Raw genomic sequence first — 21288 nt, 5'->3', positions numbered from 1 at the left:
TGCTGTCCATCCCTGACGACGGGCGGCGAAGACCAAGGAGACAGCAATGACGACCAGCCCCGCGCTGCGCGACGTCCACGTCCCGCACGCCTACCCCGAACAGCAGGCCGATCTCGGCGAGATCACCATGAACTACGCCGAGGCCGGTGATCCGGACAAGCCCGCCGTGCTCCTGATCCCCGAGCAGACGGGATCCTGGTGGGGATACGAGGAGACGATGGGCCTCCTCGCGGAGAACTTCCACGTCTACGCCGTCGACCTGCGGGGCCAGGGGCGCAGCAGCTGGACCCCGAAGCGGTACAGCCTCGACAACTTCGGCAACGACCTGGTCCGGTTCATCGCCCTGGTGGTGAAGCGCCCCGTCGTCGTCGCGGGCAACTCCTCCGGCGGCGTCCTCGCGGCGTGGCTGTCGGCGTACTCCATGCCCGGACAGATCCGGGGCGTCCTGTGCGAGGACGCGCCGCTGTTCGCCTCCGAACTCGTCCCCGCCCACGGCCACTCGGTCCGTCAGGGAGCGGGCCCCGTGTTCGAGCTGTTCCGCACGTATCTCGGCGACCAGTGGAGCGTGGGGGACTGGGAGGGGTTCCGCCGCGCGGCCGGCGCATCCTCGTCGCCGATGGCGCGGTCCTTCGTGGCGGACGGGATTCCGCAGCACCTGAAGGAGTACGACCCGGAATGGGCCCGGGCCTTCTACGAGGGCACCGTCGCGCTGAACTGCCCGCACGAGCGCATGCTGAGCCGGGTCAGGACACCGGTGCTCCTCACCCACCACATGCGCGGCGTTGACCCGGGGACCGGGCACCTGCTCGGGGCGCTCTCCGACGAACAGGCCGCGCAGGCCCGGCTGCTGATGGAGTCGGCGGGAGTGCGGGTCGACTACGAGTCGCTGCCGGACGCGGCGCACACGATGCACCAGTCCGAACCGGCGCGGTACGCCAAGATCCTCACGCGGTGGGCGGCCACGCTGCCCCGGTGACCGGGCCTCGCACGCCGGCGGCGGCCCCGTCGGCCGGCCGACCGGCCGGACGCGGCGAACGGCCCCGTCCGCCCGGTCGGCCCACCTGGGGAGCGGCGGAGCCTCAGGCCCGCAGCCAGGAGGGGACGGGTTTCGTCACCAGCCCGCAGGTGAACTCCGCCGTCTCCAGGAGCCGGCGTGTCAGCCGGACCCCGGTGACGTGGTGCGCCAGGGCGAACTTGGCCGGCGTGAGGCTCTTCACCTCGTCCGCGTCCTCGTCCCAGTCCTCGTCCGGGTCCTCCATCGGCCCGAACCCCACCGCGCGCATGACGTCGAGCAGGCCGTCCGGACGGTCGCCCGAGCGGAGGTACGGGTCCTCGTCGTACGACATCCGGACGGCCCCGTCCACGTACCAGTAGAAGGGCCCCACGGGCGAGACGTTGGCCATGTGGGAGACCGCGGTCCGCCCCCGCGTCACTGGAAGCATGACCTCCGGTTCGGTACCCATGAAGCCGTTGTACTCGACCATGAGCGTCCAGTCGCCGACCGGGACCACTCCCACCGGCTGCACCTCTTCGAAGGTGTGCTCCCCCAGGCGGTACAGCTCGTTGGTCCACTCGCGCAGCGCGCTCAGGCCGGTCACCGCCGTCCCGGTCCCGGGTGCGATCCGCGGAGCCTTCAGCTCCCGCAGGAGTTCCTCCGGGCGGATGGCCTGCACGTAGGTGAAGCAGTGCGACTCCCCGAAGTCGTCGTCGGTGCCGAAGATGTCGGTGTAGTCGGCTGCCGTGGTGCATTCCGTCACGAGTACGTCCCTTGGGCTGCGAGTGAGGCAGTGAGGAGGACGAGGAAGGCGCTCGAGTCGGTTCGCCCGCCCCTGGCCGGGGACCGTCCGCACCCGCGCGGCCGGTCCCGGCGGCGTCAGGCGGTGGGCGCTGTGTCGCTCCAGGCGGTCACGGTGAGGGCGCCGTTGTCGACCTCCTCCTCGAAGGACACCGTGCTGTGGGAGTTGCTGCCCGTGGGCGAGATCTGGAGGTAGTGCGCGTCGGCGCTGTCGGCGCCGGTGTGCGACCACTGCAGATTGGCGTACGCCGAGTCGCCGGCCTCCAGGGTGACCCGGTGCTCACCGGGGTCCTGGGCGAAGTAGGTGTCGCCGTGCTCGGCGTCGGTCGCTATCGCGGTGTGCCCGGCGCCCTCCAGCGCGAGGCCGGCGTACCCGGAGATCGCGCAGGTGACGTCACCGGTGTTGGTCACCTTCAGGTAGGTGCCCTCGTGGTTCATCTCCTGCTGGCCGTCACCGGGTTCGACGGTGGTCGCCTTCAGGGTGCCGGGCTGGCACTCCCCGGCGCTCTGCGCGGTACCCGCCTGCTGGGTGCCGGCAGCGGCGACGGCGGCGGTGGTGCCGAGTCCGGCGATCGCGAGGGCGGCTGCGACGGCGACGGCGGTGCGCGAGACGTTCATGGTGCGTCTTCCTCTCCTGTGCCAACGGGGCTCCCGGTCCCCGCGGACAACAATCGGTGGCTGCTACACCCTTCATCTGACCGATCACCGGCACATCAATGTCACCGGGGCGTCACAGGTGGGGCCGTCGGTAGGCGTGAAGTCCTTCCTGACTCCGGCATCCGGCCACGGCTTCTTACCGGTCACGACTGAACGGACCTGTTGCCGCGGCGCTCGGTCGCTCGGCGAGTGAGCCGCAGTCGGGGCACGCTCGCCAAGCGTAGGGACAAGGGCGCCGGCGCAAAGCTGCTGGTGTCCATGGAGGACCCGGAGGCGTCTCCCGCGCTGGACGGGCGGATGGCGCCCCCCGGACTGCAGAAGTGAGTGGGAGCCGCTGAAGGGGCTGTCCCGGCTGTCCCTCAAGGAACTCAAGGCGACTGTTTGATGCCTGGCCGCTGTTGTGGAGGCATGACGGCTACTTGGCGCGGTAGCAGGATGACTGGACCGTCACCTCGATAAGCGAGGGGTCGTCACCGTACTTTCGTTCATCGAGCAGTCGCACATCCACCGCATACTCCTCGCCCTTGGACTCGGCGACGATCTGCGGGCTCTTGGCGGGGCTGTCGTCAACGCCGTCCTTCACGACTTTCCAGCCCTTCACCGGAAGTTCGTCGCGGAGGCGTTCCATGGCCTTTTCCATGTCAGGTACTGGTACCTGGTAAACGCTCCACGGGTGACGCGCACGATACACTTCCTCATTCGAGTCATAACCCGCACAGCGAATGGTTACGGCGCCGGTGTCTGTCACCCTTCCCTTGAGGGCCATTATTTCCAGAATTTGACTGGATGCCCGCTCAACCTGCTTCTTGACGACTTCCCCGTCTCGTGCTTCCATGTCGGCCGAATCACTTCCTTGCGAGCAGGCGGTCAAAAGAAAGCAGACCGCAACAGCATGCGTAAGTCCCAAAAATCGCCTATTCAAGTTCAACCCTGTGGTACTTGCCGGTGATGACTGCTGCCTGATTGCGTAGACTCTGGGATTCTGCATCCCAGAATCCGCTGTGTCCGCCCGAGTCGCTTTTCATGATATTTCCGCCGAACGATTCATCGGTGGGAATAGTCAGATTGTCGCCAAGCCCCATGAGGCGACCACCCTGGCGGACGACCTGGTCGTCCCAGGGTCCGCCCATCGCCCACACATGATCCGCCCCTGCACCCAGATCGCCCGCGCGGTCGGCTTGAACGCCAGGGCTTCCAGCGAAGATGTAGTCGTCGACGGCCTCGGGGTCCCGCCAGCTTCCGGTCTGTGCCGATACGCCGACGACCGTGCTTCCATAGCTGTGTCCGACGACCGTGGTGTGGGCGGTGCTTCCGGACGCGTTCTCATGGGATTCTCTGTTCCCTTGAAGGAAATCGTACAGTCGTGGACCGCCTTCCTCGGCAAACTTTCCACTGCTCGCTTGCGGGACGATGCTGTCTGGGGCGTTGTAGTCGAGCCAGGTGATCGTGGAAACGTTCTGGCCCGGTGACATCTTACTGCTTTCAGCCCACAATTTTTCTCCGCGGCCGATGTCCCCATGGTCTTCGCCTTCCCCGATCTTTTCGAGGCCGGCGTAGGTTCCAGGCACGTAGACAGCCACGTGGTCAGCTGTGTCCGGGTTTCCGTTGGCGATGATGACTCTTCCATCGTCCAGCCCTTTGGGGTCGAAGCCGAGCAGATATGCCTCCGGCAGGCCTCCCGTACCCGTCCGGTCGAAACGGTCCTGGATGTAGCCCATACCCTTGAGCGTCTGGTTCAGCTGCGCGTAACGGTCGCCGTACTCTCTGTCCCAGGCCATCCATTCACCGGTGTGCACTGTCATCGGGTAGGGGCCCGGGGTCACCATCCACTCGTTGGCAGGAGGCTTGGGTACTGAATCCAGCTCCATGCGTAGTTGTGCGCGCGTCTCATCGAAAACGATACGGTTGGCTTCGTCTCGGATTATGGACGGAAGTCCGTTCAGTGCTCCTACAGTTTTTGGGTTGGCGGACATCCAGGCTGCCTGCTCTTCAGGGCTGAGCGAATTCCACCACTCTGCGTTGTCCTCGGGTGTGCCCTCCTTCGGAGGCTGCGGCAGGGTGTCGAGGTAGGTCTTGCCCGCCTCGCGTACACCGGCCATGTCCGAGTGAGCGTCGGACCAGTCGGCGTCGGAGACAGTGAGGTCGTCGTCCGCTTGGAGTGCCCGCAGCTTCGGTGCCCATTTCCCATCGGATTCAGTCGCCTCCTTGAGGGCAGTGGCGATCAGGTCGGCGCAGTCCTGGGCGAGGCGGTGGTGAGGGTTGGGGTCGAAGTTGGCAGCCTGCCTGCCGACGGCTGAGGCCGTACTGTCCGTCAGACCGCCCACCGTGCCGCCGTCAGGGGTCTTGCCGTCCTCGCCCTTCTCGCCGCCGGGCGGGTAGGTGACCGACCCGTCGGAGTTCACGGTGAGATTCGCCGCCTTGGCGTTCTCGAGGGCCGTATCGAGTTTCCGCTTGGCCGTCTCCATCTCGTACGAGAACGCTTCGAGAGCGGTGCTCGCGAGGCCGCACTGCACTTGGACGTAGTGGAAGTTCTGGCTCAGTTCCCCCAACTGCCTGCCTGCCGCTGCGGCGGCCTTTCCCTTCAGCTGGTTCCTCAAGGCCACCGCTATCTGGTTGTCGATGCGGTCCTTGGCCGCGCTCGCCATGTCCGAGGTGCTGCGGTAACCGTCGGCCGCTTCGGAGTATTCGGTCGGCTTGAGAGCCTTGAGCGTCGCGAGATCCATGACGTCCAGTTACCGCCCCTGGCCCTGACCGCCGACAGGCGGCGTATCCGCGTACGCGGCCTTCAGTCTGGCGATCTCCGCCTCGACCGACTCGTCGGTCCTTACCTGATCGCTGCCCGCCTTCACCAGCAGGCCCGAGAGCTTTCCGCAGCGACCGCTGACGCGTTCCACGTAGGTGGCCCAGGACTCGTGGACGTCCTTCTGGGCAGCAGCGGTCAGGCAGCCGGAGTCGCTGCCGAGGCCCGCCTGGCCGTCCTTGAGCTTCGCGGTTGCCTTGCTGATGTCCTCACGCAGCGAGCCGACGTCCGTACCGGCCTTCGTCCAGGCCGGTTTGTTGGAGATGAGGTCGCCCTCACTGGCTCCGCGGTCTGCTGGTAGCTGGTTCAGCTGCATGTGTGTGCCGTGCCGCTCGGCCGCCGCTGCCTTGAGCTGTTCCCATTCGTCCCACGCCATGATGGCCCCCTCCCCTGTCCTGTGCCGCCAAGCAGGCCGAAACGTACGACCGCCACGCCGCGGTGATCGATACGGACGGTAGCTGCCCGTGACCAACAGGCCCATCCGTATTGGCCACGATGACGTCTGAGTACGTCTACTCAGGTGGAATCCGGCCATTGTGCGGACAGATGGCGCTTTCCACGCCGATGTAGAGAGGCGTGGGGAGGCCAGAGTGGCCTCTGCCTCAGAGGGATGAGCGGAGCCCTGATGCCTTCGCCGTACGGATCAGCCTGGCGGTGTGAGGCGACAGACGGTCGGTCGGCGGACGAGCGGGCCGTCAGCCGGAGGGAGTGTCCCCGTCCTCGGGGCCGTTCACTGCGGGCTCCTTCGCCTGCACGAAAGTTCCCTTCACCGGGACGGTGATGAGAAGCCCCTGATCGCGCAGTTCCCGGATGGCGCGGCGGACGGTGTTGACGGCCACGCCGTACTCCTCCGCGAGGTCGCGTTCGCCGGGGAGGCGTGCGCCGACGGGCAGCCGTCCCGCCCGGATCTGCTCGGTGATGCGGTGCACGACCTGGAGGTACACGTACACGTGACTTGTCGGGTCGGGTCGCCACTGACGCTCATCAGCCATACCCGAACGCTAAAGCGGTGACAAACACGCAACCACGTACGGGTGCACTTGTCTGCTACCTATTGCTACCTAGTACACCCTGATGCACGCTAGCTCGTGACATCACGAAGACCCCGGCGGCCTGGCAGGGCCCCGGGGCGTGGTCAACGCTTGCAAGGAGCGTCAACGTGCACGACCTTATCCGTCGCATCGCCCAATGGCTGGCCCTTCTCTTCGGTCCAGGCAGCGGCACCCACCGCGCAGGCGCCCGGCGACTCCCGCGTCCGGAACCTCGCGCGACCCGCCGTCCCGCGGGCACCCTCCTCCCGCGTTCCCCGTACTGCACCCACCCGCCGCTCGACGGCACCGCGTCCCGCCTCGTCCGCCCCTACCTCGCCGCCCAGGAGCAGGAACGGGACCGCCAACGGCACCGTCGCCTCGCCCTCGTGCTCGCCGCCGACTTCGGGATCGACCTCGACCAGCACATCGTCGGCGCCCAGCAGCGGACGGTGGCCGCATGACGTACCGGGCTGCCCCTCTCCGCCTCCTCCCGTGGCTGTCGCCGGAAGGAAAGCCCTGCTACCTCGCCCCCGGCAGCAACGGCGGGGTGGTCTCACGGCTCGCGGACGAGACGGAGGCCCGACAGCTCGCCGAAGGGCTGGACGTGTGCCGCTCCGCCCGTCGCGTGCTGGACGACCCGCTCACGCCGCACGCAGAGGTCCGCTACACCGCGATCCGGCTCACCGAATGCCTCGCCGACGCGCTCAGGGTCGCGGAGTCCCGAGGCCGGCGCCTGCCTCAGGGCAACGACACCGATGACCTGGGGGACGACTCCGCCCCCGAGGTCGGCAGCCGCACCGCTGGCCGTGATCCGGGAGCACGCCCATGACCTACCGCGTCACGCCCCTTGCGCAACCTCAGGCCTCCGCCGGCGACCGACTCAGCCCGGCCGCCCTGGCGGGCTGTCGTCGAAGGCACGGTGCGCCGAAGGAGCGCGAAGGAGTACAGCCGGTCATGTCCGCCCACGCCGCAGAACCCACGCCGTTCGTTCCCCCCATGCCCGAGCGGAACCCGAAGGCGCTCCGCGCTGCCGTCGCCCAGTACGCTCCGCAGCTGCTGCCGGACTTCGACGAGCACTGGAAGCGGGCGATCGCCGACACCTTCGGCATCGGGCCGCTTCCCGCGCTCATGGCCCGCTGGTGGGGTGAGTACGCGATCGCCCGTGATCCGGAGCTGGGCGCGCACATGGCAGAACTCCACCACCGCGCGGCAGAGTCCACCGACCTCGCCGAGGCCGAGGGCCTTCTCGAAGAGGTGTCGGAGATCCGCCACAGGGTGCGACAGGTGGAGCCCGGCCAGTGACCGACGGCGGACACTGGCGATGATCGAGACCCTCGGCGTCAGTTCCTCCCGAGTTCCTCCCGACTGGAGTCCCCCTATGCCCCTCCCCCACGTCCTCCTCTCCGCCGCCGTCTCGCTCGACGGGTACCTGGACGACACCGGACCCGAGCGGCTGCTGCTGTCCGGTCCCGCCGACTTCGAGCGGGTCGACGAGGTGCGGGCGTCCGTGGACGCGATCCTGGTCGGGGCCGGCACCATCCGCGCCGACAACCCGCGGCTGCTGGTGAACTCGGCCGAGCGGCGGGCGGCCCGGCGTGCGGCCGGGCAGGCGGAGTACCCGCTCAAGGTCACCGTCAGCGGCAGTGGCGAGCTGGATCCGGCGGCGCGGTTCTGGCACACCGGTGGGGAGAAGGTGCTGCTGACCACGGACGAAGGGGCTGTGCGGGCCCGGGGGAGGGGGGTCGCGGCCGATGTCGTGTCCCTTGGCCCGGGAGTCCTCGACTGGCGGGCCGCGCTCGCGTACCTGCACGAGGGGCGGGGGGTGCGGCGGCTCATGGTCGAGGGGGGCGGGAGCGTGCACACGCAGTTGTTGCAGCAGGGGCTCGCCGACGAGCTGCAGCTCGTGCTCGCGCCGCTGTTCGTGGGGGACCCGGCCGCGCCCCGGCTGTTCGGGCCCGGCGCCTACCAGGGCGGGCGGCTGCGGCTGGTGGAGTCGCGGCGGATCGAGGACGTCGTGCTGATGCGGTACCTGCCGACCGCCCCGGGCACCGGGGACCGCGCGGTCGCCGCCGACCGGCACTGGCTGGCGCTCGCCTGCGAGCTGGCCGAGCTGTGTCCGCCCTCGGAGACGGCGTTCAGCGTGGGGGCCGTCGTCGTCGCCGGGGACGGGAGCGAGCTGGCCCGGGGGTACTCGCGGGAGGGCGGCGACCCGCACGTGCACGCCGAGGAGGCCGCGCTCGCGAAGGTCGGGCCCGGTGACGTCCGGCTCGCGGGGGCCACCGTGTACAGCAGTCTGGAGCCCTGTGCCCGGCGGGCTTCCCGGCCCGTTCCCTGCGCCCGGCTGATCCTCGACGCCGGGGTGCGCCGGGTGGTCACGGCCTGGCGGGAGCCGGACACCTTCGTGCCGGGGGCCGACGGGAGCGGGGTGCTCGAGGACGGGGGTGCCTCCGTCGTCGTACTGGGCGAGTACGAGGGGCGGGCGAAGGCGCCGAACCGGCACCTGGAGGGGTAGCGGGACGGGGGTGGGGCCCGGGGGCGGGGATACCGATGTGCATTCACTGCCCCGGATGACGTACAGTGGTGAACACAACGGCGCGGGGTGGAGCAGCTCGGTAGCTCGCTGGGCTCATAACCCAGAGGTCGCAGGTTCAAATCCTGTCCCCGCTACTGAAGGCCGAGGGCCGGAATCCGAAAGGGTTCCGGCCCTCGGTGCATTTCGTCGTCCACGACATGTGGTTCCGCGACATGTGTTCCGCGTGTGCGTTCTGTCATCCGGTCGGCCCTCAGCGGTCGCCGCGCCTTCCCGTGTCCGGAAACCTGGAGGTTCCGGTACGGCGAGCGGCGCGGACGTGAGGGGGTGGCGGGAGGGCAGTGGTGGGGCCAGGTGACGTGGAGGACGAGGGAGCCTACGCCCGAGCCGGCGGCCGGCTCCCCGGCGACCCCGTGCCCGATCCCGGTCTCGGCCTCGGCGACGAGGGGCAGCCCCTGGCTCCCCCCGAGCCGCAGCCGCGGCGCCGGACCTCGTGGGGCAGGGCCCTCGTCCACGCGCTGCCCGTGCTGCTGATCGTCGTCGCCATCCTGTACGACATCTTCACTCCCCGGTACTTCACCGCAGGTCCCCTCTACACGGCCGCGCCCCTGATCGCCGCCCCGATCTACACGCGGCGCGGCACCGCGCTCACCGGCGTCGCCGTCGTCGCCGCGGTCGTCGCGCTGCAGCTCGGCAAGGGCGTCATCCACTACGTCGACTCCCTCACCGAACTGATCACCATCGCGACCGTCGCCGTCCTCGCCGTGCTCGTGAACGGGCTCGTCCGCCGCACCGGTGAGCGGCTGGTGTCCGTCCGGGAGATCGCCGAGGCCGCCCAGCGCGCCGTGCTGCCCGAACCCGCCGAGCGGATCGCCGGGTTCGAGATCGCCGCCTGTTACGAGGCCGCGCAGGCCGACGCCTTCATCGGCGGCGACCTGTACGCCGTGCAGGACAGCGCGCGCGGCGTCCGGCTCATCGTCGGGGACGTGCGCGGCAAGGGCATGGGGGCGGTGGCCGCCGTCGCCGTGGTGATCGGCGCCTTCCGGGAGGCCGCCGAGCAGGAGACGACGCTGGAGGCGGTGGCGCAGCGGCTGGAACGGGCGCTGGCCCGCGAGGGCACCCGGCGGGACGGTCTCGACGCCTTCGAGGGGTTCACCACCGCCGTACTCGTCGAACTCCCGCACGGCACCGGGACCGTCCGCATCGTCAACCGCGGCCATCCGCCGCCCCTGCTCCTGTACCCCGACGGCACCCTGAGCGCGCTGCCCGTCCGGGAGTCGGCGCTGCCGCTCGGCATGGGCGAACTGGGCGTGTGGCCCGACCGGGCCGAGGAGGCCGACTTCCCCGGCGGTGCCACGCTGCTGCTCTACACCGACGGGCTGTCGGAGGCCCGCGACGCCCGGGGTGAGTTCTACGATCCGCACGCGCGGCTCGCGGGCCGCACGTTCCGGCACCCCGTGACACTGCTCGACACCCTCGCCGAGGACGTGCGCCGGCACTCCGGGGGCGGGATGGCGGACGACATGGCGCTGCTCGCCGTACGCCGTCCGCGACGCGACGAGCATGATCATTGTTACGAGCCGTGAGGGAACGACCTCCCTCCGCATAACAACTGATACACCGTCAGAAGAAAGTGACGTGAAGGGGAATACTGAGGGCCGGTCAACTCGCCCGGTTTTCGCCGTTCGTGGGGCGTACGTCCGGGCCGTTTCCGTTAATGATCAAGAGGAACGGCTTGGAATCCGAGCCCCGGGTCTATTAACGTTCGATAACGCAGCGCGGTCGTCCCAGCCGTCACAGAAGGCGGCTCCGTGCGCACGCGCCGAATCCCGCAAGGGAACCGGGGAACCACCACATTGGGGTGAATCGGGCGTACTACGCCGTGGAGACACGTCGGAACGCGCCCGTAGGAGACCTTCCTGCTCCGAACCCGTCAGCTAACCCGGTAGGCGAAAGGAAGGAAAGGAGTACGCCCACGTGGCGTCCAACCGGCCTGCCCCCGAGGCCCCGTTCGTGCCCAGCGGGTACGACACCGGCACCTTCGGTTACGACAACGACCGCACCGAAGAGGGCCCCTGGGAGGAGTGGAACCCCACCGCGGAGTCCATCCGCCCCGTACGCGGCCGGCACCGCGTCGCCAAGCAGCGCGGCGGGCTCGCCCGCAGCTCCACCGTCCTCGGCGTCGGTGTCATAGCCGCGGTCGGCGCGGGCGGCATGGCCAGCGCGCAGCCGGGCAAGGCCCCGGTCTCCATCTCCATGCCGGACCTGCCGAACGTCGGCTCCCTCATCTCCGACGACGAGGAGTCCGAGCCGGAGGGCTCCACCACCCCGCTCAGCGGCATCGCCGTGGCCGCCGACGCCGGCAACGGCGAGGACACCGGCACCGACGGCGCCGGTGAGTCGCTGCGCGCCCGGATCATGGCGCAGGCCGAGCAGCAGCAGGCCCAGGTCGAGTCCAAGGCCGCCGCCGAAGCCGCGGCCGCCGCCGAGAAGCAGGCCGCGGAAGCCGCCGCCAAGGCGGAGAAGGAGGCCGAGGAGAAGGCCGCCGCCGCCAAGAAGAAGGCGGAGGAGGAGGCCGCGAAGAAGGCCGAGGCCGAGAAGCTCGCGAAGCTGGCCAAGCAGTACACGCTGCCGACCTCCTCGTACACGATCTCCTCCACCTTCGGCCAGGCCGGCGCCTACTGGTCCTCCGGCCACCACACCGGCCTCGACTTCGCCGCCCCCACGGGCACCCTGCTCAAGGCGGTCCACAGCGGCACGATCACGTCGGCCGGCTGGGACGGCTCGTACGGCTACAAGACCGTCCTCACCCTCGACGACGGCACCGAGCTCTGGTACGCGCACCAGTCCTCCATCAGCGTCAGCGTCGGCCAGAAGGTCACCACCGGCGAGGTCATCGGCCGCGTCGGCGCCACCGGCAACGTCACCGGCGCCCACCTCCACCTCGAGGTGCACCCGAGCGGCGGTTCCGGCATCGACCCGATGGCCTGGCTGCAGGGCAAGGGCCTCACGCCCTGACCCGCACCCCGGACTGACTCCTTCCGAGGGCTCCATTCGGGTCGCGGTGCCGCCGGGCCGGAATGGTGTCCTCCTGTGCGGTTGTTGACGTCCTACATGACTTCTCTGCGCACGCTCGGCTCCTCCGACCTCCAGGTCTTCCCCCTCGCCCTCGGCGGCAACGTCTTCGGCTGGACCGCCGACCTGGACCAGTCCTTCGCCGTCCTCGACGCCTACACCGCGGCCGGCGGCAACTTCGTCGACACCGCCGACGTCTACTCGGCCTGGGGCGAGGGCCTCAGCGGCGGCGAGTCCGAGACCGTCCTCGGCAAGTGGCTCGCGGCCCGCGGCAACCGCGACGGCGTCGTCCTCGCCACCAAGGTCGGCCAGCACCCCGAGTACCCGGGTCTGTCCGCCGCGAACATCAAGGCCGCCGCCGACGCCTCGCTGCGCCGCCTGGGCACCGACCACATCGACCTCTACTACACCCACTACGACAAGCCCGAGGTGCCGGTGGAGGAGATCGCCGGCGCGCTCGACGAGCTGGTGCGGGCGGGCAAGGTGCGGCACATCGCCGCCTCCAACATCTCCGCCGAACGCCTCGCGGCCTTCCTGGAGTTCTCCGAGCGCGAGGGCCTCGCCCGGTACGTCGCCCTCCAGCCCCACTACAATCTGGTCTCCCGCGACACCTACGAGGGTGAACTCCAGGACCTCGCCGCGCGGACGGGCCTGGCCGCCGTGCCGTACTACGCCCTCGCGGCCGGTTTCCTCACCGGCAAGTACCGGCCCGGTGCCGACGTCGACAGCGTGCGCGCGGGCGGTGCCGCGAAGCACCTGGAGAGCGAGCGGGGCCGCCGGGTGCTCGCCGCCCTGGACGAGGTGGCCGAGGCCCACGACGCTCCGGTGCCCACGGTCGCCCTCGCCTGGCTGGCCGCGCAGCCGACGGTGGCCGCGCCGATCGCCTCCGCGCGCACGGTGGAGCAACTGCCGGCGCTGCTGGGGGTGGCGGAGCTGAGCCTGACGGAGGACGAGCTCGGCAGGCTGACGCGGGCCTCCGCCTGAGCCTGCCTACGGGCGGTGGTACGGGCCCGGCGGCGGGAGGGAGGGGGTGGGCGCGGGTTGGTGGTGCGGGTGCGGGCCGTACGGGGGCTGTGCCGCGTAGGGGGAGTAGGGCGCGTGGGGCGCGTATGAAGGGTAGGGCGCGTACGGCGCGTACGGGCCGTGGGTTCCGTACGGGTACACCCACGGTGGGGCCGGGCGCGGTGCGGGCGGTGCCGTGGCGCGGGCCGCGTGGTCCAGGGCCGGGCGGGCCACCTCCCGGCGGTGCCACAGGGCGTCCAGCAGCTGCCGCTCCCGTAGGGCGAAGTCGGCGCCCGCCCTGCCCCGGCGCCCGCGCTGCCGCAGGAACGCCAGCGAGGTCGCACAGGCCTCGTACTGCGTCACCGCCCGCGCCCCCTCCTTCCCAGCGTGCCGGCGGGCCTGCTGCCGGGCGATGCGCCGGGCCCGCATCGAGCCGAGCGCGAAGGGCTCCGCCGGGGTCAGCCATCCGGCCACGACGTAGGCGGGCAGCTCGGCGCGTACGGTGCCCAGTTCGCGCTGCCGGGTCCAGATCACCAGCCAGGTCAGCAGGCCGAACGACGGCACCATGAACGCCGCGTACACCGCGAAGAAGCCGTACTCGCCGAACGAGGCCGAGCCGTTCCACAGCGCGTGCATGCCCATCGCGAGCAGCAGGCCGGCGAGCGGGAGCAGGGCGCGGCGCAGGCGGTGCCGGTGGCCCGTCCGGGTCGCGGCGATGCCGACGCCGATGCCGGTGAGCACGGTGAAGAGCGGGTGCGCGAAGGGCGACATCACCACGCGGACGAAGAAGGTGGCCGCGGTGACGGACGCGATGCCGCTGCCGCCGGTGAGCTGGTCGGTGCCGAACGCGGTGCCCAGGTAGAGGATGTTCTCGGTGAAGGCGAAGCCGGTGGCGGTGACCCCGGCGAACACCACGCCGTCGACGATGCCGGTGAAGTCCCGTCTGCGGAACAGGAAGACCAGCAGGACGGCGGCCGCCTTGGCGGACTCCTCGACGACGGGCGCTATGACCGTCGTGCCCAGGGTGTCCGCGCTCGCCGGGTCAGCGGTCGCGGTCGCTATCCACCGGGTCGCGAAGCTGTTGGCGACGATCGCTATCAGCGCCGCCGCGCAGGCGCCCCAGGCGAAGCAGAACACCAGGTTCCGCCAGGGGCCCGGATCCACCCGGTCCAGCCAGCGGAACGCGGCCACCAGCAGCGGTACGGGCAGCACCGCGAGGCCGAGACCCACCAGGAAGCCCTGCGTACCGGTCTGTTCGCGGACCAGGGCCAGGATCACCAGGCCCGAGATCGCGAGCAGCGTGATCAGCGCCCCGTACCGCACCCAGGCACGCTGCCACCAGTGCGGACGCGGCAGTGACGGCGGGCCGGCCGGACGCGTCGGATACGGGGGGCAGGTGGCCACGGCATGGACCCTAACCGGTGGGGTACTGCGCCGTGCCGGGACCGTCCTGTGCTTCGTGCGGGGCATCACGGTGCTGTACGCGGCGGAAGAGCAGGTCGTTCACCACGTGTCCCTTGTCCAGCCCCTGGCCCTCGAACCGGGTGCGCGGCCGGTGCCCGGGGCGCGGCGCGAAACCGCCGTCCGGCACGGTGTTCTCGAAGTCGGGGTGCGCGGTGAGCACCTCCAGCATCTGCTCGGCGTACGGCTCCCAGTCGGTGGCGCAGTGCACCACGGCCCCCGGCGCGAGCCGGGACGCGGCCAGGGTCAGGAACTCGGGCTGGATCAGCCGGCGCTTGTGGTGGCGCTTCTTCGGCCAGGGGTCGGGGAAGTAGACGCGCAGTCCGGCGAGGGAGGCGGGGGTGAGCATCTCGCGCAGGAGGATGATCGCGTCGCCGTTGGCCACCCGGATGTTGGCCAGATCGTTTCGTTCCGCGAGACCGAGCAGGTTGCCCTGGCCCGGGGTGTGGACGTCCACGGCGAGGATGTTGGTGCCGGGGTCGGAGGCGGCCATCTCGGCGGTGGCCTCGCCCATGCCGAAGCCGATCTCCAGGACGACCGGCCGGGCGTTGCCGAACAGCTCGCCCAGGTCGATGGTCCGCTGACCGTCGATGTCCAGCCCCCACACGGGCCACAGCCGCTGCAGCGCGTCCGCCTGCCCGGCGGTCACCCGGCTCCGCCGGGGCTGGAAGCTGCGGATCCGCCGCTCGAAGTGCGAACCGGCGGGATCGGCCTTCGGCCCGTCCGGGAAACGGGGCTCCCCCTTGGCGCGGGTGTGCCGCAGGGAGGCGCCCGGGGACGGGTGGCCGGATGCGCCGGTGCGCGGGTGGCCGGATGCGTCGGTGTGCGGACGTGCGGTGTGCGCGCCGGTCGGGTGCAGGCCGGTGGTCGGCGCGTCTGCGCTGTGCCGGTCTGCCGTGTGCGGGCCGGTGGTGTGCGCGCCGGTCGGGTGGAGGCCGGTGGTCGGCGCGTCGGCACTGTGCCCGTCTGCCGTGTGCGGATCGCTGGTGTGCGGGCCGGTGGTGTCCGGACCGGTGGCGTGTGTGGCGGGGGCCCGGGGATCGACGGTGTGGGGGTCGGGGGTGTGGGAATCAGTCACAATGACTCGATTTTACGAGGGGTGCCGTGCCGACGCGGCTGGTGCAGCCGGTGCAGCCGGTGCAGCCGGGGCGGCGAGTGCGGTCAGTGCCCGGCGGGCCACCTCGCGGCCGATGGGCAGGGACGCGGTCGCCGCGGGCGACGGCGCGTTCAGCACGTGCACCGCGTGGGCGCCTTCCTTGATCAGGAAGTCGTCCACCAGCGTCCCGTCCGCCAGCACCGCCTGCGCCCGCACCCCGGCCGGCGCCGGCACCAGGTCCTCCGTCGTCACCGCGGGCAGCAGCCGGCGAACGGCCGCCGTGAAGGCGCTCCTGGACAGCGACCGGCGCAGCTCGCCCGCCCCGTACCTCCAGTGCCGCCGCGCTATCCGCCACGAGCCCGGCCAGGCCAGCGTCGCGCCCAGCTCACGGGGGCGCAGCACGCCCCAGTCGTACCCCTCGCGGGCCAGCGCCGGTACCGCGTTCGGACCGACGTGGACGCCGCCGTCGATGCCGCGGGTCAGGTGCACCCCGAGGAACGGGAACGCCGGGTCCGGCACCGGATACACCAGCCCACGCACCAGCTCGGGGCGGGCCAGCTCGTAGTACTCGCCGCGGAAGGGGACGATGCGCATGCCGGGGTCGTCGCCGGTCAGCCGGGCGATCTCGTCGCAGTGCAGCCCGGCGCAGTTGACCAGGACCCGGGCACGCAGCACGTCGCCGGTACGGGTGCGCACGGCCACGCCCAGGCCGGGGCGCCGGTCGACGCGGTCCACCGCTGCGCCGTAGCGGATCTCCGCGCCGGACAGGCGGGCCAGCTGCCGGGCCACGGCGGTGTAGTCGCAGATCCCGGTGGTGCCGACGTGTATGGCGGCCAGGCCCCGGACCTCCGGTTCGTACTCCCTGATCTGGGCGGTGCCCAGCTCGCGCACCGGTATGCCGTTCTCCCGGCCGCGCTGCACGAGGGAGTGCAGGCGGGGCAGCTCGGCCCGGTCGGTGGCGACGATCAGCTTGCCGGTGACGGAGTGGGCGATGCCGTGCTCGGCGCAGAACTCGACCATCTCGGCGGCGCCCCGGACCGCGTAGCGCGCCTTGAGCGAGCCGGGGCGGTAGTACACACCGCTGTGGATGACGCCGCTGTTGCGGCCCGTCTGGTGCCGGGCCGGGCCCGGTTCCTTCTCCAGGACCGTGACCCGGGTGCCCGGGGCGGCACGGGTGATCGCGTACGCCGTCGACAGGCCGACGATTCCGCCGCCGATCACCAGCACGTCGCAGTCGTACGCGACGGCGGGTGCCGCGGCGTCCGTCGTCTCGGCCCCGGTGCGTCTTGTCCTCAGGTTCACGTCCACATCCACGTCCACGTTCCGGCTGCACCTCCCGGCTTCGATAGTGCACTGCGCCACTGACAATGCCCGTAAACCCGGGGCCGGCGGGGCGACCGGAACAGACCGGTGCCGGTTGTCCGGTGCCGGGTGTCGTCGGTGCCGGTGCCGGTGCCGGTGCCGGTGCCGGTGGTGGCGGTGGCGGCGGTTGTCCGGTGCCGGGCCGGGTGCCGGGTCGGGTCAGGCCGGGGTCACCAGTAGGGGGCGGGCGCGCTCGCGCAGCTCCACGACGCGCGGCTCGTCGCCGTACGGCTCCAGGCGGTGCAGGAGGTCCTTCACGTACTCGGTGGTGCGGGCCGAGGAGATCCGGCCGGCCACCTCGACGGCGCGCACGCCCTGCTCGCAGGCCGCGTCCAGGTTGCCGGACTCCAGCTCGGCCACCGCCGAGACGACCAGTCTGAGACCGTGGGAGCGTACGAACTCCTCCGTCGGCTGAGACAGGGCCTGCTCGGTGAAGCGGCGGACCTGGCCCGGTGCCTTCAGGTCGCGGTAGCACTCGGCCGCGTCGGCGGCGAACCGGTCGTAGGAGTAGAAACCCAGCCACGACGGGTCGCTGTCGCCGGGGCGGGCGCGCTCCAGCCAGCTCTCGGCGGCCTTCAGCGCGGCGCCGGCCGCCACCGCGTCGTTCGCACGGGCGTGGGCGCGGGCCTCCACCAGGCGGAAGAAGCTCATGGTGCGGGCGGTGGCCAGGCCGCGGTTGCGTTCGAGGGCGGCCTGGGCGAGGTCCACGCCCTCGTCGCCGAAGCCGCGGTAGGTGGCCTGGAGGGACATCGAGGCGAGGACGTAGCCGCCGAGCGGGACGTCGGCCGCGGCGCGGGCGAGGCGCAGGGCCTGGATGTAGTACCGCTGGGCCGCCTCCTGCTGGCCGGTGTCGAAGGCCATCCAGCCGGCCAGGCGGGTCAGTTCGGCCGAGGCGCCGAACAGGGCGCGGCCGACCTCGTCCGAGTAGGAGCCGAGGAGCAGGGGCGCCGCCTCGACGCGTAAGCACTCGGGGACCATCGACGAACGCCAGTCGCCACCGCCGTACTTGGAGTCCCAGCGCCGGGCGTCCTCGGCCGCCTCCCGGAGCTTGCGCACATCACTGTGGCCGACTTTGAGCGGTGCGCCGGAGCCCTCGGCCGGGATCACGTCGCGCGCCACCGAACTGTCGGCCGGGGTTATCAGCCACCGTGAGGCGGGCGTTGCGTATGCGCTCACCGCGAACGAACCGGCGAGCGACTGCCATATGCCCCCGCCACCCGCCCGGCGGCCGGCGAGGTCGAGCCGGTACAGCTCGGTGGCCGACCTGACCGCCTGGCCGACGTCCCTGGGGAAGGCCAGGCCTACTTCGGGGGCCGGGTCCGCGTCCGCCAGACCGATCTCGTGCAGCGGCACCGGGCGGCCGAGCTTCTGGCCGATGGCGGCGGCGATGAGATGCGGAGCCGCACCCTGCGGCACCATTCCCTTCGACACCCAGCGCGCCACCGACGTCTTGTCGTAGCGAAGCGTCAACCCGCGCTGGGCGCCGAGGTCGTTGACGCGCCGGGCGAGACCTGCGTTGCTGATTCCCGCGAGGGCGAGAACGGCGCCGAGCTTTTCGTTCGGCCCGCGTTGCTCCCTGGACATGCGCCACCCCTCGACACAGACGGCTGCCGCGCTGGCATAACCACGCGGCATTCGTAAACCCAGCGTAGTTCGCCGCATCCCAGGCGTTAAGAGGCATTGTTCCGGATGGCGGGATTGTGGTCCGTCCCCAAGTACGGTGCGTGCACGGACTGTTGCGGCGCGCTCCCGCCGTGTGGCCGTGCGCCCGCCCGTGCGCTCTTCTCCGGCCACCGGGGGAGCGGTTCCATGGTCGGTGCGTGGGTCGGCCCGCTGAACTGGATCCAGCGGGCTGGGGGACACCGCCGCCTACATCCCCGCGGGCGGCGGACCGGTCCGGGGGGCGAGTCCCGCCTCCCGGACCGTACGCGGCCGGGCGGTACGCGCGGCCTGTACGCAGCGTGTTCGAGTGTGTGTGCGCAACGCAGATTTGGCTGAAAATCGTTTCCTTTGTTTTTGGGAAACCGCCGTCCTCACCACGGCAGTTGAGGGCGCGTTGGGGAGCCAAAGGGCGCGTTGCGGGGGCGCATTCGCGTCGTCTTTTTCTCCTCCGAGGCGAAGTGGAGGTACGCCGAAGGGGAGTTGACGTTCTCGTCCGAGTGGGGACGGGGACGGGTTCACGGGAGTCCGTACGGCTCCGCCGACGCTCTGTGGCGCGCCCTTCATGGCAGCATGGGGACCAGTTCCTAACGGTGCACTGGTTGTCCCCAGCCTGTGGAGGCGTCGATGCGGTGGTTGGTGGGGTGGAGCAGCGCCGCCGCGGGGGCCGCGGGCATCGGGGGCACGGCGGGATTCGACGGGGCGGGATTCGACCGAGCGGGCGGCTCCGCCGGCGCCACCGGCTACGACGGCGAGACCGTGCAGCCCGTCGGGGCCCAGCCGTTGTGGGGCGACCCCGACCCCCTGTGGGCGGTCGGCGACTGGCGGCCCGACGAGGTGCGCGTCGTCTCGGCCGACGCGCGGACGCGGATCGCCGTCCTGGGTATCTGCGGTGCGAGCGACGAGCAGTTGCGTGTCGCGCTGTTCGCCGCGCGCGGCGGCGCCCTCAGACATCTGACGGCGTGGCCCGGCAGCTACACGGCCGTCGTCCAGGTGGGGCGGCGGATCACCGTCTGCGGCGATCTCGCGGGCGCACGGCCCGTGTTCCACACCCCCTGGGACGGCGGCACCGCCTTCGCCACCGCCGCGCTGCCGCTGGCCGACCTCGTCGAGGCCAACCTCGACTTCGGCCACCTCGCGGCGCTGCTCGCCGCCCCCGACGTGCCGGCCGCGCTGGACGACTCCACCCCGTACGACGGCGTGAAGCGCGTTCCGCCGGGGCACGCGCTGATCCTGCGCGCCGGGGCGCGCGAGGTCGCCGGGTACGAGCCGGTGGCCTCCCTCGCCGTGGCGGCGCCCTCGGCCGATCCCGACCACGCGGTGGACGGCGTGCGGGACGCCCTGGTGGAGGCGGTGCGCACGCGGCTCGCCGCGCCCCGGCACGTCCCCGGGGACGGCATCGACCCCGGGCCGGTCCCCGGCATGGGGCCCGCGGAACGGCGGGCGGCCCGCGGCATGCCGGTACCGGGGATCGGGGCCGACCTGTCCGGCGGGCCCGCCTCGGGCACGCTGGCGCTGCTCGCCGCCGGGCTGCCGGGGATGCCGGGGACCGTGCTCGGACACGGCACCGGTGCGGGGGAGCGGCTGCTGGCCGTCACCTTCAACGACCTCGCCGTCGGCGGGCAGGAACCCGAGCTGGCGCGCGCGGGGGCGCTCGCGGCCAACCCGCGGCTGCACCACGTGGTGGTACCGGGCGGGGAGGAGATGCTGCCCTACGGCATCCTCGACGGGCCCCTGACCGACGAACCGGGTCCCTCCCTCGTCGCCGCCGCGCGGCACCGGGCGCGGCTGGCGGCGGGCAGCGCCGACCACTTCACGGGGTACGGGGCGCGGCAGGTGCTGGACGCGCATCCGGCGCGCCTCGCCGACCTGCTGATGGACCGCAAGCGGCGCCACCTGGTCCGTCCGGTCGCCGCGATGGCCAAGGCCGACGGGTCGGTGCTGGTCCCGGCCCGGGTGTACGGGGCGGCCCGGCGGCTGGCGCGGACGCCGTACCGGGCGGGGCTCGAGGTGCTCGCCGAGCGGCTGCTGCGCCGGCGGTTCGACGCGCCCGGCGACGGGGCGACGGACGCGTCGCTGGCCGCGCTGACCTGGGCGGCGCCGGGGCCGGCGGCGCGGTGGCTGACGGGAGAGGCGCTGGCTGAAGTATCGGTTCGCCTTCAGGCGTCGTCGCAGCGGTCGGGGGTCGGGCCCGGGCAGCGGCCGGGCGACTTCCGGGCGCGGGCGGCGCTGGCGCGGCAGGCGGCGGACGTGCGGGTACTCGAACAGGCCGCGGAGGTCCGCTTCCAGCGGCTGCACGCGCCGTTCCTGGACAACCAGGTCGTCCGCGCGTGCCGTGCGCTGCCGGAGGCGCTGCGGGTGCAGCCGGGGGCGCGGGCGTCGATCCTGCGGACGGTGCTGGAGGGGGCGGGGGTGAGCGAACTGCCCGGCGGGTGGGGAGCGCCCACACAGGCGCTGGCCGCCTCCGCCGCGCGGACGGGGCTGCGGACGGCCGCGGACTCGCTGCTGGGGCTCTTCGACACGCCGCTGCTCGCCGAGGCGGGGCTCGTGGAGGCGCGGGTGGTGCGCAAGGCGGTGCGGGCCACGGCCGCGGGGGAACGGCTGCCGCTGGACGGGCTGGCCGACCTGGTCTCCCTGGAGCTGTGGCTGCGCCGCCTCCTCGCCCGCCGCGGCACCTGCTGGACGGGGACCCCGGCCCGCCAGCGCGCGGTACCGGGCGGCATCGCGCCGCAGCGGGGGGCGCTGGGCCGGTGCTGGTCCCGGCCCGGGTGTACGGGGCGGCCCGGCGGCTGGCGCGGACGCCGTACCGGGCGGGGCTCG

Annotated in this window: 20 protein-coding genes, 1 tRNA gene and 1 riboswitch; of the genes, 11 read left to right on the top strand and 10 right to left on the bottom strand. The window is 71.7% G+C overall.

Annotated features, from left to right (window positions below):
- The first annotated feature begins 46 nt into the window (after positions 1-46).
- The gene (locus HZS56_RS28940; protein WP_216723749.1) at positions 47-976 is read left to right on the top strand and encodes an alpha/beta fold hydrolase; all 930 of its coding nucleotides are present in this window, start codon (positions 47-49) and stop codon (positions 974-976) included.
- Between the two features lie 103 nt (positions 977-1079).
- Here HZS56_RS28940 and HZS56_RS38530 read toward each other — a convergent pair whose 3' ends face one another.
- Together HZS56_RS38530 and HZS56_RS28930 are read right to left on the bottom strand one after the other, a co-directional pair.
- A complete protein-coding gene (locus tag HZS56_RS38530) occupies positions 1080-1757 on the bottom strand; it encodes a DUF6461 domain-containing protein (protein WP_308408183.1) in 678 nt (225 codons plus the stop codon).
- A 116-nt stretch (positions 1758-1873) separates the two neighbouring features.
- Positions 1874-2413 carry a DUF4232 domain-containing protein gene (locus HZS56_RS28930; protein WP_216723748.1) on the bottom strand — a complete coding sequence of 180 codons (540 nt, stop codon included), beginning with the start codon at positions 2411-2413 and terminating at the stop codon, positions 1874-1876.
- A 228-nt stretch (positions 2414-2641) separates the two neighbouring features.
- Here HZS56_RS28930 and HZS56_RS38810 point away from each other — a divergent pair, with 228 nt between their 5' ends.
- Positions 2642-2776, top strand: a complete 135-nt coding sequence (locus tag HZS56_RS38810) for a hypothetical protein (RefSeq protein WP_301543099.1) — start codon at positions 2642-2644, stop codon at positions 2774-2776.
- Between the two features lie 91 nt (positions 2777-2867).
- On the opposite strand, the gene HZS56_RS28925 is transcribed toward HZS56_RS38810, so the two are convergent.
- The 4 genes from HZS56_RS28925 to HZS56_RS28910 form a co-directional block, all read right to left on the bottom strand.
- Positions 2868-3287: a hypothetical protein gene (locus HZS56_RS28925; RefSeq protein WP_216723747.1), complete on the bottom strand. Its 420-nt coding sequence runs from the start codon at positions 3285-3287 to the stop codon at positions 2868-2870.
- Positions 3288-3366: 79 nt separating this feature from the next.
- Positions 3367-5175: an alpha/beta hydrolase gene (locus HZS56_RS28920; protein WP_216723746.1), complete on the bottom strand. Its 1809-nt coding sequence runs from the start codon at positions 5173-5175 to the stop codon at positions 3367-3369.
- A gap of 9 nt (positions 5176-5184) precedes the next feature.
- Positions 5185-5628: a hypothetical protein gene (locus tag HZS56_RS28915; protein ID WP_216723745.1), complete on the bottom strand. Its 444-nt coding sequence runs from the start codon at positions 5626-5628 to the stop codon at positions 5185-5187.
- Positions 5629-5947: 319 nt separating this feature from the next.
- A complete protein-coding gene (locus HZS56_RS28910; protein WP_216723744.1) occupies positions 5948-6244 on the bottom strand; it encodes a GntR family transcriptional regulator in 297 nt (98 codons plus the stop codon).
- A 167-nt stretch (positions 6245-6411) separates the two neighbouring features.
- On the opposite strand from HZS56_RS28910, the gene HZS56_RS28905 reads away from it, so the two are divergent.
- The 8 genes from HZS56_RS28905 to HZS56_RS28870 all read left to right on the top strand — a co-directional run bounded on the left by HZS56_RS28905 (position 6412) and on the right by HZS56_RS28870 (position 12872).
- Entirely contained in the window at positions 6412-6744 is a 333-nt protein-coding gene (locus HZS56_RS28905) for a hypothetical protein (protein ID WP_216723743.1), read from the top strand.
- Positions 6741-7112 carry a hypothetical protein gene (locus HZS56_RS28900; RefSeq protein ID WP_253915091.1) on the top strand — a complete coding sequence of 124 codons (372 nt, stop codon included), beginning with the start codon at positions 6741-6743 and terminating at the stop codon, positions 7110-7112. Before HZS56_RS28905 ends, HZS56_RS28900 begins: the two co-directional genes overlap by 4 nt.
- Before the next feature lie 125 nt (positions 7113-7237).
- The gene (locus HZS56_RS28895; protein WP_216723742.1) at positions 7238-7585 is read left to right on the top strand and encodes a DUF6247 family protein; all 348 of its coding nucleotides are present in this window, start codon (positions 7238-7240) and stop codon (positions 7583-7585) included.
- A gap of 76 nt (positions 7586-7661) precedes the next feature.
- Complete coding sequence (locus HZS56_RS28890; protein WP_216723741.1) at positions 7662-8795, top strand: dihydrofolate reductase family protein; 1134 nt, start codon at positions 7662-7664, stop codon at positions 8793-8795.
- Between the two features lie 81 nt (positions 8796-8876).
- Positions 8877-8950: transfer RNA gene (locus tag HZS56_RS28885), tRNA-Met, on the top strand.
- 222 nt (positions 8951-9172) lie between these two features.
- Entirely contained in the window at positions 9173-10399 is a 1227-nt protein-coding gene (locus HZS56_RS28880; RefSeq protein ID WP_308408182.1) for a PP2C family protein-serine/threonine phosphatase, read from the top strand.
- Positions 10400-10623: 224 nt separating this feature from the next.
- Positions 10624-10780: riboswitch (cyclic di-AMP (ydaO/yuaA leader) on the top strand.
- A gap of 10 nt (positions 10781-10790) precedes the next feature.
- Positions 10791-11831 carry a M23 family metallopeptidase gene (locus HZS56_RS28875; protein WP_216723739.1) on the top strand — a complete coding sequence of 347 codons (1041 nt, stop codon included), beginning with the start codon at positions 10791-10793 and terminating at the stop codon, positions 11829-11831.
- A gap of 96 nt (positions 11832-11927) precedes the next feature.
- The gene (locus HZS56_RS28870; protein ID WP_216723738.1) at positions 11928-12872 is read left to right on the top strand and encodes an aldo/keto reductase; all 945 of its coding nucleotides are present in this window, start codon (positions 11928-11930) and stop codon (positions 12870-12872) included.
- Positions 12873-12878: 6 nt separating this feature from the next.
- On the opposite strand, the gene HZS56_RS28865 is transcribed toward HZS56_RS28870, so the two are convergent.
- From HZS56_RS28865 to HZS56_RS28850, 4 genes are all read right to left on the bottom strand, one after another.
- The gene (locus HZS56_RS28865; RefSeq protein ID WP_216723737.1) at positions 12879-14294 is read right to left on the bottom strand and encodes a PrsW family intramembrane metalloprotease; all 1416 of its coding nucleotides are present in this window, start codon (positions 14292-14294) and stop codon (positions 12879-12881) included.
- Positions 14295-14304: 10 nt separating this feature from the next.
- Positions 14305-15114, bottom strand: a complete 810-nt coding sequence (trmB, locus tag HZS56_RS28860; protein ID WP_216723760.1) for a tRNA (guanosine(46)-N7)-methyltransferase TrmB — start codon at positions 15112-15114, stop codon at positions 14305-14307.
- 327 nt (positions 15115-15441) lie between these two features.
- Positions 15442-16743 carry an L-2-hydroxyglutarate dehydrogenase gene (lhgD, locus tag HZS56_RS28855; RefSeq protein WP_216723759.1) on the bottom strand — a complete coding sequence of 434 codons (1302 nt, stop codon included), beginning with the start codon at positions 16741-16743 and terminating at the stop codon, positions 15442-15444.
- Positions 16744-16968: 225 nt separating this feature from the next.
- Complete coding sequence (locus HZS56_RS28850; RefSeq protein WP_216723736.1) at positions 16969-18393, bottom strand: NsdA family TPR-like regulatory protein; 1425 nt, start codon at positions 18391-18393, stop codon at positions 16969-16971.
- 702 nt (positions 18394-19095) lie between these two features.
- Between HZS56_RS28850 and HZS56_RS28845 the strand changes: the two genes are divergently transcribed.
- Positions 19096-21288, top strand: a 2193-nt coding sequence (locus tag HZS56_RS28845) for an asparagine synthase-related protein (protein WP_216723735.1), incomplete at its 3' end; no start/stop codon positions are given.

Origin of the sequence: Streptomyces mayonensis (assembly GCF_018982965.1) — a bacterium.
Lineage (GTDB): Bacteria > Actinomycetota > Actinomycetes > Streptomycetales > Streptomycetaceae > Streptomyces > Streptomyces mayonensis.
Note: the sequence above shows the minus strand (reverse complement) of the source record. Positions and strands in the feature narration are given on the sequence as shown.